Annotated in this window: 12 protein-coding genes; 11 read left to right on the top strand and 1 reads right to left on the bottom strand. The window is 66.5% G+C overall.

Features of this window, described 5'->3' with window-relative positions:
• Nucleotides 1-202 precede the first annotated feature (202 nt).
• Entirely contained in the window at nt 203-748 is a 546-nt protein-coding gene (locus AC1TXO_RS17425; RefSeq protein WP_486402897.1) for an RNA polymerase sigma factor, read from the bottom strand.
• Between the two features lie 360 nt (nt 749-1,108).
• Here AC1TXO_RS17425 and AC1TXO_RS17420 point away from each other — a divergent pair, with 360 nt between their 5' ends.
• The 11 genes from AC1TXO_RS17420 to AC1TXO_RS17370 all read left to right on the top strand — a co-directional run bounded on the left by AC1TXO_RS17420 (nt 1,109) and on the right by AC1TXO_RS17370 (nt 13,772).
• On the top strand, nt 1,109-2,056 hold the full coding sequence (locus tag AC1TXO_RS17420) for an anti-sigma factor (RefSeq protein WP_486402896.1): 948 nt from the start codon (nt 1,109-1,111) through the stop codon (nt 2,054-2,056).
• 40 nt (nt 2,057-2,096) lie between these two features.
• Complete coding sequence (locus tag AC1TXO_RS17415) at nt 2,097-3,137, top strand: catalase family peroxidase (RefSeq protein WP_486402895.1); 1,041 nt, start codon at nt 2,097-2,099, stop codon at nt 3,135-3,137.
• A gap of 95 nt (nt 3,138-3,232) precedes the next feature.
• Nucleotides 3,233-4,255: a type VI secretion system protein TssA gene (gene tssA / locus AC1TXO_RS17410; protein WP_486402894.1), complete on the top strand. Its 1,023-nt coding sequence runs from the start codon at nt 3,233-3,235 to the stop codon at nt 4,253-4,255.
• Between the two features lie 39 nt (nt 4,256-4,294).
• Nucleotides 4,295-4,804, top strand: coding sequence for a type VI secretion system contractile sheath small subunit (gene tssB / locus AC1TXO_RS17405; RefSeq protein ID WP_486402893.1), 510 nt, complete (start codon nt 4,295-4,297; stop codon nt 4,802-4,804).
• 91 nt (nt 4,805-4,895) lie between these two features.
• Nucleotides 4,896-6,392: a type VI secretion system contractile sheath large subunit gene (tssC, locus tag AC1TXO_RS17400; protein WP_486402892.1), complete on the top strand. Its 1,497-nt coding sequence runs from the start codon at nt 4,896-4,898 to the stop codon at nt 6,390-6,392.
• A gap of 50 nt (nt 6,393-6,442) precedes the next feature.
• Nucleotides 6,443-6,925 carry an Hcp family type VI secretion system effector gene (locus AC1TXO_RS17395; protein WP_275636977.1) on the top strand — a complete coding sequence of 161 codons (483 nt, stop codon included), beginning with the start codon at nt 6,443-6,445 and terminating at the stop codon, nt 6,923-6,925.
• 96 nt (nt 6,926-7,021) lie between these two features.
• Nucleotides 7,022-7,540, top strand: coding sequence for a type VI secretion system baseplate subunit TssE (gene tssE / locus AC1TXO_RS17390; RefSeq protein WP_486402891.1), 519 nt, complete (start codon nt 7,022-7,024; stop codon nt 7,538-7,540).
• Nucleotides 7,537-9,411, top strand: a complete 1,875-nt coding sequence (gene tssF, locus AC1TXO_RS17385) for a type VI secretion system baseplate subunit TssF (RefSeq protein ID WP_486402890.1) — start codon at nt 7,537-7,539, stop codon at nt 9,409-9,411. The genes tssE and tssF overlap by 4 nt, the downstream gene beginning before the upstream one ends.
• On the top strand, nt 9,396-10,439 hold the full coding sequence (gene tssG / locus AC1TXO_RS17380; RefSeq protein WP_486402889.1) for a type VI secretion system baseplate subunit TssG: 1,044 nt from the start codon (nt 9,396-9,398) through the stop codon (nt 10,437-10,439). The genes tssF and tssG overlap by 16 nt, the downstream gene beginning before the upstream one ends.
• Complete coding sequence (gene tssH, locus AC1TXO_RS17375) at nt 10,432-13,077, top strand: type VI secretion system ATPase TssH (RefSeq protein ID WP_486402888.1); 2,646 nt, start codon at nt 10,432-10,434, stop codon at nt 13,075-13,077. The genes tssG and tssH overlap by 8 nt, the downstream gene beginning before the upstream one ends.
• Nucleotides 13,078-13,175: 98 nt before the next feature.
• On the top strand, nt 13,176-13,772 hold the full coding sequence (locus tag AC1TXO_RS17370) for a T3SS effector IpaJ family cysteine protease (protein ID WP_486402887.1): 597 nt from the start codon (nt 13,176-13,178) through the stop codon (nt 13,770-13,772).
• The last annotated feature ends 244 nt before the right edge of the window (nt 13,773-14,016 follow it).

Genomic DNA, 14,016 nt, shown 5'->3' with positions numbered 1-14,016 from the left:
AACAGTGGCGCACAGGTGTTATGCGCGTCTTTTATTGGTGGAAAGTGTGACGTGATGAAACAAGGACGATATTTATCAAGTTGAGTTCCCTTCACTTGTAAAAATACTTTGTTCAGCGCACTGTGTGCACATTCGCCGATGGCAAAGTTGCACAGATACATGCGGAGGAGCCATGCAGGTGCCTGGAAACATGCGAGAGGGTTCAGGTACGCAGCAGGTCGCGGCCAGGCGCCGAAGGTCTGGGAGTGTCGTTGAGCAGGGTGCCAATCGTTTGCCTGGCGCGCGACAGTCGACTCATCACCGTGCCGATCGGCACCTCCAGGATCTCGGCCGCTTCCTTGTAGCTGAAGCGTTCCACGGCCACCAGCAGCATCACTTCGCGCTGGCCGTCGGGCAGGCTGTTCACCGCGGTGAGAATCTGCTGGTGCATCAGGTCGGTTTCAGGGGTCGCCGCAGCGGGGTCGGTCACCGATTCGATGACGCTGTCGTTCCATTCCGAGCGCGAGCGGCTGCGCACGTGACGCGAGCGCACCTCGTTGATCCAGGTGGTGTGCACGATGGCGAACATCCAGCTCAGCGGTGCGGTATCGGGGCGCAGCTGGTGGGTGCGTTCGAGGGCGCGCACGCAGGCGAGCTGAACCAGGTCTTCGGCGTCGTGGCGGTCGCCGGACAGGCGCAGGGCGAAGGCCCACAGGCGCGGCAACATGCCAGGGAGCAGTGCAGGGAGGTCGGCACCGGTGATCGACATAGTTCCTCGTTCTTGTGCTGGATGGACTGGAAGTCAGTTGCTTCTCATGCGGCCGCCGTACGCTCCGGCTGGCGGATTCCTTCGCATGTCTTGGACTTCATTGTCGCTGAGCCGATACACTGCGCGGATTGTGCCATCACCTACGATAAAAACCTATCCGGCTATACGTCAAAATCGATTTATAATGCCTCTTGTAGCGCATTTGACGACTTGTCAAGAGTAGGTAAATCTGCTTGCGACCGTTAAAGTGATGTTAATATGATGGCGAGCTGATTACCCCTTCGCTCGCAGTCCGGCTCACAAGGCCACAACCCAGCAGTAACAGAAGTGCGAAGTGCCATGAATAACGGAGACCGGGAATTGACCACCACCGTCGCGGATGATGCCCTGCTGATGGCCTATGTTGATGGCGAACTGTCGCCGCAACAGTGTGAGGAAATCGAGCAGCTCATGAACGCCTCGCCCGAAGTGGCCGAGCGCGTCGCGCTGTTGATGTCGTCTGACCTGCCGTACTCCGAAGCCTTCGCCCGCCAGGCCATTCCTCCTGTGCCCGACAGCCTGGTGCGCAACGTCGATGCGCTGCTCGCCGGTCACGCCGCCTCCGCCGCCGCTTCGGCCCGTGCGGGTTCCGCACCTGGCCCTGCCCAGCAACCCGAAAGCCTGCTGAACCGCCTGTTCGGCCGCCCCCGGTTCGGCTGGCTGGCGGTCGCCTTCGCCACCGGTGCCGTCTGCTACGGCCTGGTGCTGCAGGCCGGTTTCATCGGCGGTGCGCTGAACACCGACAGCAGCCTGCAACAAGCCCCGAGCGTGGCCCAGGCGCAGGCTTCGCCCTGGGTGATGCAGGCGGCCAGCTACCAGCAGTTGTACACCCGCGATACGGTCAACTACGTCACCCCGCAAACCGACGACGTGCGCAAGACCCTCGCCGACATCCGCCAGGTCGATGGCCTGGAATTGCGCGTGCCCGACCTGACCGCTGCCGGCCTGACCTTCAAGCGCGTGCAGCGCCTGCGCTTCAACAACAAGGCGCTGATCCAGCTGGTGTACTTGCCGGAGCAGGGCGATCCGGTGGCCCTGTGCGTGATGAAGGAGCCCAAGCCCGACCAGTCCATCGCCCAGCTGAATGTCGGCGGCATGGATGTTGTGGTCTGGCGCCAGTCTCAGCTAGGCTACGCGCTGATCGGCGCACCGGACGGCGTCGACCTCGATGCCGTGGCCCGCGTGGTCGCAGACCGCAGTTCCGGCCAGTTGTACACGGCCAATGCCCGCTTGCCCTCGCCGTTGTGGTTCGCCGATATCCGCCCATAAGGACCCGGGGTGTGGGCGACCGGCCTCCTGGATCGCCTGAATGCCCGCACCGTATCGCCGTCACGTCCTTCTCGCCGTTTCCCTGACCGTTGTCATCGGCTTCGGCGCAGCGTTGTTCATCGAACGCAGTGGCTGGGCGGCCCTGCCGTCGCTGTCTTCCCCTGCCGGTGCTGCCCGCATGGTCGATGCCTTCGAGGCGGTATCCGGGCCGCAGCCGGGCTTTCGCCGTAACCATGCCAAGGGTATCTGCATCAGCGGCCGCTTCGACAGCAACGGCCAGGGTGCTGCACTGGCGCCTGCGCAACTGTTGCGCGCCGGCAGCTACCCGGTGATCGGACGCTTCTCGGTGGTGGGCGGCAATCCCTCGGTCAACGACACCCACGCACGCATGCGCAGCCTGGCCTTGGACTTGAGCAACAGCGGTGAGACCTGGCGCATGGCGCTCAATTCCAGCCCGATTTTCTTCGTGCGCACGCCCGAGGCATTGCTGGAGCAGTTGCAGGCCTCGGCGCCCGGTGCCCAGGACAGCGAAGCGCGCATCGAGCGCTTCCGACGCAGCCACCCCGAGACCGATGCGTTCGAGCACTGGATGGATGCGCACCGGCCCTCGTCGGGCTTCGACAACGGCGCGTATTTCAGCGTCAACGCCTTCCGCTTCAGCGACGCTGCCGGGCACGTGCGCCTGGTGCGCTGGCGCCTGCAACCGGAAGCGCCCTATGCCCCGCTGAGCGACGAACAGCTCCAGCAGAACGACCCGGACATGTTGTCCTACGGCCTGGTTTCGCGCCTGGCCGAGGGGCCGTTGCGCTGGCACCTGATCCTTACCCCGGCACTGCCGGGCGATCCGGTCGATGATGCCACGCAGTTGTGGAGCCAGCCCGGTCACCAGGAGATCGACGCCGGCGTCCTGGTGATCGACGCCCAGCAGCCGCAGATCGATGGCCCTTGCCGCGACATCGACTTCAATCCGCTGATGCTGCCGCCCGGCATCACTCCTTCGGACGATCCGCTGCTCCAGGCGCGTGGCGCAGCCTATGCCGAATCTCAGCGTCGGCGGGTGCGGGAGATGGCGGGGCAGTAGGCACAGGCCCCCCAAAATAATTTCCAACCCCCCGGAATAATCCCCACTCCCCACCTGTTATCCCCTCAGAACACGCTTTCCGACGGGGTCCTTCGATGTACCTTAACCACCTGGCCGAACCGCTTGACGCCGACGCTCCCTGCGGCGAAAGCCTCGAATACGACGCCGATTACCTGGCCCTCGAAGAAGAAGCCCAGGGCAAGCCGGAAGTCGAGTACGGCACGACCCTGACCCAGGCCACCGCGCCCGACTGGAAACGTGTACAGCACCTGGCGCTGAGCCTGGCCAGCCGCAGCCGCGACTTGCGCCTGGCCGTACACCTGACCCGCGCCGAACTCAACCTCAACGGTTGTGCAGGTCTGGCCGCCGGCCTGGCACTGATCGAAACCCTGCTCGCCGAGCAGTGGCCGCACCTGCATCCGCAACTGGACGCAGACGACGACCACGACCCGCAACTGCGCGTCAACACCCTGGCCAGCCTCTGCGAAGCCGCCGGCCTGTTGCATGAGCTGCGCACCATGGCGCTGGTCGACGTCGCGCAGTTGGGCAGCATCAGCCTGCGTGACATCGACCTTGCCAACGGCGAAGCCAGCGCCTCGACCGAGCCGCAAAGCCCGTCCCTGGCGATGATCGAGGCGGCTTTCCAGCAAGCGGGGCACGAGCGCCTTGGGCAAACCCTGCAAACCCTGGAGCAGGCCTGGCACAGCAGCCAGCGCATCGAATCGTTGCTCACCGGGTATGTCGGCTTTGGCAGTGCCATCGACCTCAGCGCCTTGTCCTCGCTGCTGCGCCGCGCCGTGGACGTGCTGCGCCTGCGACTGCCGAGCAGCCCCGCGGATGTCGAGCAGGCCAGCATTCCCCAGGCCCAGGCCCAGGCCAGTGTGCCCCTGCCGCGTGGCGAAATCGCCAGCCGCGAGGACGTGCGCCAGGCCCTGGACCGTCTGTGTGCCTACTTCGCCGTGCACGAGCCCGGCAGTCCGGTGCCGTTGCTGCTGCAGCGCGCCCGCAAGCTGCTGGAGCTGAACTTCATCGAGCTGCTGCAGGACCTGGCCCCCGATGGCCTGGCGCAGATGGCCATGGTCAGCGGCGTGCGCGATGCATCGCGCAGCGACGACTGACAACCGCAATTCCCGCTAACCCAGCACAGGAGCAGTCCCGTGGCAGAAAACAGCCAGAAGTTCATCGCCCGCAACCGCGCCCCCCGGGTGCAGATCGAATACGACGTGGAAATCTACGGCGCCGAGAAGAGCGTGCAGTTGCCGTTCGTCATGGGCGTGTTCTCCGACCTTTCCGGCAAGCCCGCCGAACCGCTGCCGCCAGTGGCCGAGCGCAAGTTCCTGGAGGTGGACGTCGACAATTTCGACGAGCGCCTCAAATCGATGAAGCCACGCGTGGCTTTCCAGGTACCCAACACCCTCACTGGCGAGGGCAATCTGCCGGTGGAGATCACCTTCGAGAACATGGACGACTTCAGCCCCGGCGCCGTGGCGCGCAAGGTGCCGTCGCTGGACGCACTGCTCACCGCACGCAACCAGCTGTCCAACCTGCTGACCTACATGGACGGCAAGACCGGCGCCGAGGAACTGCTCGCCCGCGTGCTGGCCGACCCGGCACTGCTGCAGGCCCTGGGCAGCGCGCCGAAGCCGGCTGCCGACAGCAGCGACTGACCCCGACTCCCTGATCGAACCCTGACACCCGGCTGGGCCTTCGCGGCACCGGCAGGTAGACCCTTTTGCCCAGAAAACGAGGGATGCTGCAATGTCCACCCCACAAGCACACGAGGCAACGGCCCCCGCAGCGGCCCGCGAAGTCGACCTCGACGACTTCGCCAGCCTCTTGCAGAAAGAGTTCAAGCCCAAGACCGACAAGGCCCGCGACGCCGTCGAGAACGCCGTGCGCACCCTGGCCGAACAGGCCCTGCAAGGCACCCGCCTGATCGCCGGCGACGTGCTCGGCACGGTCGAAGGCATGATCGCCGAACTCGACCGCAAGCTCTCCGAGCAGATCAACCACATCCTCCACCACGAGGAGTTCCAGGGCGTGGAAAGCGCCTGGCGCGGCCTGCACTACCTGGTGAGCAACACCGAGTCGGACGAGTCGCTGAAGATCCGCGTGATGAACATCTCCAAGACCGAGGTGCATCGCACCCTGCGCAAGTTCAAGGGCGTGGCGTGGGACCAGAGCCCGCTGTTCAAGAAACTCTACGAAGAGGAATACGGCCAGTTCGGCGGCGAGCCCTACGGCGCGTTCGTGGCCGACTACTACTTCAACAACAGCGCCCCGGACGTCGAGCTGCTGAGCCAGATGGCCAAGGTCAGCGCCGCTGCCCACTGCCCGCTGATCACCGCCGCCGACCCCAGCGTGATGCTGATGGAGTCCTGGCAGGAGCTGGCCAACCCGCGTGATCTCACCAAGATCTTCCAGACCCCCGAGCACGCCGCCTGGCGCAGCTTCCGCGCCTCGGAAGACTCTCGCTACGTGGGCCTGGCCATGCCGCGTTTCCTGGCCCGCGCACCCTACGGCGCCAAGACCAACCCGGTGGAAGACTTCGATTTCGAGGAAACCACCGACGGCGCCGCCAGCAAGGACTTCACCTGGGCCAACGCCGCCTACGCCATGGCGGTGAACATCAACCGCTCGTTCAAGCACTACGGCTGGTGTTCGCAGATTCGCGGCATCGAGTCCGGCGGCGCGGTGGAGGGGTTGCCGGTGCACACCTTCCCGACCGACGACGGCGGCGTCGACATGACCTGCCCGACCGAGATCGCCATCAGCGACCGGCGTGAGGCGGAACTGGCCAAGAACGGCTTCATGCCCCTGGTGCACAAGAAGAACAGCAACCTCGCCGCGTTCATCGGCGCGCAGTCGATGCACAAGCCTGCCGAGTACGACGACCCGGACGCCACCGCCAACGCCAACCTGGCCGCACGCCTGCCGTACCTGTTCGCCACCTGCCGCTTCGCCCATTACCTCAAGTGCATCGTGCGCGACAAGATCGGCTCGTTCAAGGAGCGCGCCGACATGCAGGTATGGCTGAACAACTGGATCGGCCGCTACGTCGAGCACAACCCGGCCACCGCCACCGAATCGGACAAGGCGCGCAAGCCACTGGCCGGCGCCGAAGTGGTGGTCGAGGAGGTTGAGGGCAACCCCGGCTACTACCACTCCAAGTTCTACCTGCGTCCGCACTACCAGCTCGAAGGGCTGACCGTGTCGCTGCGCCTGGTTTCCAAACTGCCGTCGGCCAAGACCTGACGGCGCCTGTTCGCGCGTATTTCCCCTGACCCAACGAAAAGGTACAGACCATGATCCTGCTCAACTTCAACGGCAAGAAAATCAAAGGCACCTCGACCGTCTCCGGGCACACCGACTGGATCACCATCGATGCCCTGCAGATGGGCGTGGGCCGCGCCATCTCCACCAGCGGTGGCGGCGCCGACCGCGACACCAGCAACCCGTCGTTCTCGGAGATTTCCCTGACCAAGGCCACCGACCTGGCCTCTGCCGACCTGTTCATGGAAGCGGTGTGCGGCAAGAGCCTGGGCAAGGCCGAGATCCATTTCATCCAGACCGGCGGCGCCGAGAAGAAGGAGCAGGTGTTCCTCAAGCTCGAACTGGAGGAAGCGATCATCAGCTCCTATTCGGCCAGCAGCAACGGCGAGCGCCCGAGCGAAACCTTCTCGATCAACTTCACCAAGATCAGCTACCAGTACGACTCCTTCAGCGGCGAGAAGATCACCACCGGCACGCCGAAGAAGTGGGACCTGGAAGCCAACGCCAAGATCTGACCTGGCCCTGTGGCCGACCGGCGCCCAGGCACCGGCCGGCCCTGTGCCCCGGAGTATCGTTCATGACCACCCCGAACCCCTACGGCGCAGCCAACCATGGCTGAGCTGACCAGCAGGGAGCGCCTGCAGCCGTCGCTGCTCGATCGCCTGAGCGACGACGCCCGCGACCAGTCGCAAGAGCCTCGCGAGCAGCGTGTGCTGTCGATGCGCGCCCTGCGCCGCGCGGTGCTGCGCGACCTCGGCTGGCTGCTCAACAGCACCAGCCTGGGCAGCGTGCAGGACCTGACTGCCTACCCGTGGGCGGCGCGCTCGGTGCTCAACTTCGGCCTGCCCGACCTGTCCGGCAAGACGGCCACCGGCCTTGACCCGCAGGCCCTGGCCCGGCGCATCGAGCAGGTAATCGTCGATTTCGAGCCGCGCATCCTGCCGGCCAGCGTGCGCGTCATGCCGCTGGCCCGGGAGCGTGACCAGGCCAGCCCCAACCAGGTGGCGTTCGAAATCCATGGCGAACTGTGGGGCCAGCCCCTGCCCGAGCGCCTGTACCTGAAGACCGAACTGGACCTTGAAGCCGGTGACGTGAAGCTCTACGACATCGAAGCCGGAGGTGTACGGTGAATACCAGGCTGTTGCGTTACTACGAGCGCGAACTCCAGCACCTGCGCGAGATGGGCGGCGAATTCGCTCGCGACTTCCCCAAGGTCGCCGGACGCCTGGGCCTGGAAAGCCACGCCTGCGCCGACCCCTATGTCGAGCGCCTGCTCGAAGGCTTCAGCTTCCTGGCCGCACGCGTTCAGCTGAAGATCGACGCCGAATTCCCACGCTTCACCAACCACCTGCTGGAACTGGTCTACCCCCATTATCTCGCGCCCACGCCGGCCACGGCGGTGGTGCAGCTGCAACCGGACCTGGCCGAGGGCAACCTGGCCGCCGGATTCACCGTGCCACGCGGCACCCCCTTGCACAGCCTGCTGGGCAAGGGCGACCAGACCGCCTGCGAATTCCGCACCGCCCATGACCTTACCCTGTGGCCGATCGAACTCACCGAGGCCCGTTATTTCGCCTGCTCCGGCCAGGTCGGCGGTGTCGAGCTGGCGCGCCTGGGGCCGGTCAAGGCCGCCCTGCGCCTGCGCCTGAAAGTCGGCGCCGGGCTGACTTTCGACAAGCTCGCACTGGAGCGCCTGGTGCTGCACCTGCGCGGCAGCGAAGGGCAGGCCGGGCAGGTGCTCGAGCAACTGCTGGCGCAGGCTGTCGGCGTGCTGGTGCAGCCGGTGCAGGACGACAATCGCTGGCACGAATGGGTCGACATCGCGCAGATCCGCGCCCAAGGCTTCGACGACGAACAGGCCTTGCTGCCGGTGGCGCCGCGAACCTTCCAGGGCTATCGGCTGCTGCAGGAATACTTCGCCCTGGCGCAGCGCTTCCAGTTCGTCGAACTCGGCGGGATGGGCGCGGCAGTGCAGCGCTGCGACGTCACCGAAATGGATGTCACGGTGCTGTTCAAGACCTTCGTGCCAGCTTTGGAGAACAGTGTGTCGGCCACGCAGTTCGCGCTGCACTGCACGCCTGCAATCAACCTGTTCCCCAAGCGCGCCGACCGTGTGCACCTGTCCGACCAGCAGGTCGACTACCACGTGGTGCCCGACCGTACCCGGCCCATGGATTTCGAGATTCACCAGGTGACCGGCGTGACCGGCCACGGCAGTGGCGCCGAGGCCGAGCAACGCTTCGAGTCCTTCTACCGCGCCAACGACTTGCACGACCCGCGTCACGGCGCCTGGTACCAGGTGCGACGCGACACCCGCGTGCTCAGTGCCCAGCAACGGCGCCAGGGCCCGCGCTCGAGCTACATCGGCAGCGAGATCTTCCTGACCCTGGTCGATGCCCACGAGACGCCGTATCGCAGCGACCTGCGCCAGCTGGGCGTCGACACCCTGTGCAGCAACCGCGACCTGGTGCTGAGCATGCCGGTGGGCGTAGGCAAGACCGATTTCACCGTCGAGTCCGGCGCGCCGGTGCAGGCGGTGCGCTGCGTCGCCGGGCCGACCGCGCCGCGCCCTTCGTTCGCCGAGGGCGAGACCGCCTGGCGCCTGGTCAGCCACCTGTCGCTGAATTACCTGTCGCTGCTCGACCAGGACCCGGAGCAGGGCGCCACGGCACTGCGTGACCTGCTGCGCCTGTACTGCGGGGTCAGCGATGCGTCGATGCACAAGCAGGTCGACGGCCTGCGGTCGGTAAGCGCACGCTCGATCGTGCGGCGCCTGCCGATCCCCGGGCCGATCACCCATGGTCGAGGCCTGCAGGTGTGCGTGACGGTGGACGAAAGTGCGTTCGAAGGCGCCAGCCTGTTCGTCTTCGGCCAGGTGCTGGAGCAGTTCTTCGCCAAGTACGTGGCGCTCAACAGCTTTACCGAAACCCAGCTGCACAGCACCACGCGCGGCTTGATCATGCAGTGGCCGGCGAGGATAGGGCGATGCGAGATCCTCTAGCCCTGCTGCAGCGCCTGGCGCAAAAGCCGGCGTCATTCGACTTCCACGCCGCCCTGCGTCAGCTCGAGTGCGCGTTTCCCGATCACCCGCGGATCGGCCAGGCCGCGCGTCCGGCGGACGAGCCGCTGCGCTTCGGTCAGCAGCCGTCGCTGGCGTTCGAACCGGCGATGCTGGCAGGGTTGCAGGCGGGCGAGGGCGACAGGGCGCCGTTGCTGCTGCTCAACGGCTTCGGTGCGTCGGGTGCCAATGGCCCGTTGCCGCTGCACCTGACCGAATACGTGCGTGATCGTCAGCGCAATTTCGATGACCCGACCCTGGCGCGCTTTCTCGACATCTTCCATCACCGCCTGGTCAGCCTGTTCTACCGCGCCTGGGCCAGCGCCCAGCCAGCGGTGAGCCTGGACCGGCCGGGCAGTGACCGCTTCTCCACCTACGTAGCCTCGCTGATCGGCCTGGGCATGCCCTCGCTGCAAGGCCGCGATGCCGTGCCGCAACTGGCCAAGCAACACCATGCCGGACGCCTGGCGCCGCACATGCGCAATGCCGCAGGCCTGGCCGCAGTGCTCAGCGACGACCTCGGCGTGCCGGTGCAGATCGAACAGTTCGTCGGCCACTGGATGACCCTGCCGGTCGATGGCCTGTGCGCCCTGCGCAGCGGGCCGGGGGCCGAGCGCCTGGGCCTGGGCACGGTGCTGGGGCGCAAGGTGTGGAACGCCCAGGGCAAGTTCCGCCTGCGGGTCGGCCCGTTGGACATGGCCCAGGTGCAACGCCTGTTGCCCGGCCAGCCCGGCCTGCGTCGGCTCACCGACTGGGTGCGCCAGTACGCGGGCCTGGCGCTGGACTGGGACGTCAACCTGATCGTCGCTCGCGAGCATCTGCCCGGCACGCGCCTGGGCCACGGCGCCCGTCTGGGCTGGAGCAGCTGGCTGAGCAGTGCGGCGCCCGAACAGGACGACCGGCAGTTGCTCATCAACCCACGCATCACCTCTTCCGTTTCCCCCTCATCGCAAGGATCAGATCATGGCTGAGATCAGTCGGGTGGCCCTGTTCGGCAAACTCAACGGCCTGTGCTACCGGGCCATCGAAAGCAGCACGGTGTTCTGCAAGCTGCGTGGCAACCCCTACGTGGAACTGGTGCACTGGCTGCACCAATTGCTGCAGGCGCAGGACAGCGACCTGGTGCGCATCGTGCGCCACTACCAACTCGACCCGGCACGCCTGGCGGCGGACCTGACCACCGCGCTGGACCGCCTGCCGCGTGGCTCGACCTCGATCACCGACCTGTCCTCGCAACTCGAAGACAGCGTCGAGCGTGCCTGGGTGCATGCCACGCTGATGTTCGGCGAGGGCCAGGTACGTTCCGGGCACCTGCTGGTCGGTCTGCTCAAGGACCGCGCCCTGCGCAATGCGGTGCTGGCGTTGTCCGCCGAATTCGCCAAGGTGCGCGTCGACGACCTGACCGAGTGCTTCGCCACGTTGCTGGCCGACTCGCCCGAGGCCAACCAGGCCGCCAGCGACGGCTTCCAGCTGGCACCGGGTGAAAGCTCCGGTGCGCTGCCCAGTGCCGGCACGAGTGGCCAGGAGGCGTTGGAGCGCTTCACCGTCGATCTCACCGGGCAGGCACGCAGCGGCACGCTGGACCCGATCGTCGGGCGCGATGACGAGATCCGCCAGGTCATCGACATCCTCATGCGGCGGCGGCAGAACAACCCCTTGCTGGTCGGCGAGGCCGGGGTCGGCAAGACCGCCGTGGTCGAGGGCCTGGCCCAGCGCATCGTCCGTGGTGATGTGCCGCCGGCACTGCGCACGGTGCGCCTGCTGGTGCTGGACGTCGGCCTGCTGCAGGCCGGTGCGAGCATGAAGGGCGAGTTCGAGCAGCGCCTGCGTGCGGTGATCGACGAAGTGCAGGGCAGCGCGATACCGGTCATCCTGTTCATCGACGAGACCCACACCCTGGTCGGCGCCGGCGGCGCAGCCGGCACCGGCGATGCGGCGAACCTGCTCAAGCCGGCGCTGGCCCGCGGTACCTTGCGCACCATTGGCGCGACCACCTTCGCCGAATACAAGAAGTACATCGAGAAGGACCCGGCGCTGACCCGACGCTTCCAGACCGTGCAGGTCGACGAGCCCGACGAGGCCCGCGCGCTGTTGATGCTGCGCGGCATCGCGCAGAGCATGGCCGGCCATCACCAGGTGCAGATCCTCGACACCGCGCTGGCCGCCGCCGTGCGTCTGTCGCACCGCTACATTCCGGCACGGCAGTTGCCCGACAAGGCCATCAGCCTGCTCGACACCGCTTGCGCGCGGGTCGCCATCAGCCTGCACGCCACCCCTGCTGCGGTGGACGACAGCCGCCGACGGATCGAGGCGCTCGAAACCGAGCAGGCGATCATCCGCCGCGAGCGCGCCCTGGGCGTGGACACCGATGCGCGCCAGGCGACTCTCGATGCGCAGCGCGTCAGCGAGCGCGAGCGCCTGGATGAGCTGGAGGCCTCGTGGGCCAGCGAGCAGGAGCAGGTTGCGGCCATCGTCCAACTGCGCGAGCAACTGGGCGGGGAGGGCGCCACCGACGCCGCGCTGGATGAACTGCGCAGCCGCCAGCAGGCCCTGGCCGACGCCCAGGGCGAGACGCCGCTGATCCTGCTCACCGTCGATGAACAGGCGGTCGCCGCCGTGGTGCAGGACTGGACCGGCATCCCGGTCGGGCGCATGGTGCGCAACGAGATCGACAACGTGCTCAACCTGGCCAGCAGCCTGTCGCGCCGCATCATCGGCCAGCCCCATGCGCTCGAGGCCATCGCCCGACGTATCCAGACCGCCCGCGCCGGCCTGGACAACCCCGGCAAGCCGGTGGGCGTATTCCTGCTCGCCGGCACCTCCGGGGTGGGCAAGACCGAGACAGCCCTGGCCCTGGCCGAGACCTTGTACGGTGGCGAGCACAACCTGGTGACCATCAACATGAGCGAGTACCAGGAGGCGCACACGGTCTCCAGCCTCAAGGGGGCGCCGCCCGGCTATGTCGGCTACGGCGAGGGCGGCGTGCTGACCGAGGCGGTGAGGCGCAAGCCCTACAGCGTGGTGCTGCTGGACGAGATCGAGAAGGCCCACCCCGATGTGCACGAGCTGTTCTTCCAGGTGTTCGACAAGGGCTGGATGGAAGACGGCGAAGGCCGCCTGATCGACTTCAGGAACACCCTGATCCTGCTCACCACCAACGTCGGTACCGAGACCATCAGCCGCCTGTGCCAGCACCCCGAGCAGACACCCGACCCGGAAACCATCGCCCGCAGCCTGCGTCAGCCGCTGCTGCAGGTGTTCCCGCCGGCCTTGCTCGGGCGGGTGGTGACCATCCCTTACTACCCGCTGAGCGACGCCATGCTCGCCAGCATCATCCGCCTGCAACTGGGCCGTATCGAACGCCGCCTGCTGGAACGCCACGGCGTGCCGTTGAGCTGCGACGAGGCGGTGGTGGCCCTGATCGCCAGCCGTTGCACCGAGCTGGAGAGTGGCGGGCGGATGATCGACGCGATTCTCACCCACACGGTGCTGCCGGCCATCAGCCGGGAATTTCTCGAGCGGTTGCTGCGTGGCGAATCGGTCAAGCGGGTGCACCTGGGCGTGCGCGACGGGGCATTCGACTACCGCTACGACGAGCAAGCGCCATGAACCTCACCCGGCATTGGCGTATCGAGTGCCTGCCGGGCAGCGAGCACGACGCCTCCGATATCACGTGAACCAGGCCTTGCGGCCTTCGAGAGCCTTCCATGAACAAGAAGCAAGATTTCGCATTTTCCTGTGGCGCGGCATCGCTGCTGTGCGCGGCGTCGGAGCTGGGGGTGAGCAATATGCCCAGCACCGGCGCGCGCAGCACCGGCCAGGCCTTGCAGGTCAACTATTTCTGCGAGGCGGCGCTGTACCAGATTACCTCGGGATCGGTGACGGGAGGGCGGTTGAACAAGGAGCAGGCCGACCTGAGCAAGCTGGGCTATTCCTTCCCGCACAACGTCGCCATCGCCGCCCGGGAGCTGGGGCTGGACGTGACCATCTACATGAGCGGCCTGATCGCCAGCGCGCTGTCGACCTTCTATCCCGACGCCGAGACCAAGTGCGTACGCGCAGGCTTCCCGATCATCCACTCCGCACCGCCGGCGCTGGCCGCCAACCGCCGCGCGCTGAAGATCGTGATGACCTTCGGCATCGGCCTGCACTACGTGATGCAGCGTCCGGACGGCAGCTTCATGGACCCGGGTGACGGCAAGGACTTCGCCGACTTCAAGCAGATGAACCTGTGGAGCAAGTGCTACAACGACACCGGCATCACCCTGGTGCTGGAAAAACCGGTGCCCGCCGCTGCAGCGTGATTCGCGGTGTCTGGCACGGCGCTGCTCGTGATCGCGGGGCAAGCTCGCTCCTGCAGGCGCACCACCGTATTCGAAAGCGGTGCCGTACCTGTGGGAGCGAGCTCGCCCCGCGATGGCGTCATTCGCAACACCCACGCGCTCACCCCCGCACGCTTTTTCATCCCCCCACGGAATAAACCCCGCTCCCCGCCTGTTGTGTCCCCAAGGCCGACCCTTGCGGCCACCCCGCGTGAAGGAGCCCTGG

This window comes from Pseudomonas sp. FA117, from assembly GCF_057370475.1.
Note: the sequence above shows the minus strand (reverse complement) of the source record. Positions and strands in the feature narration are given on the sequence as shown.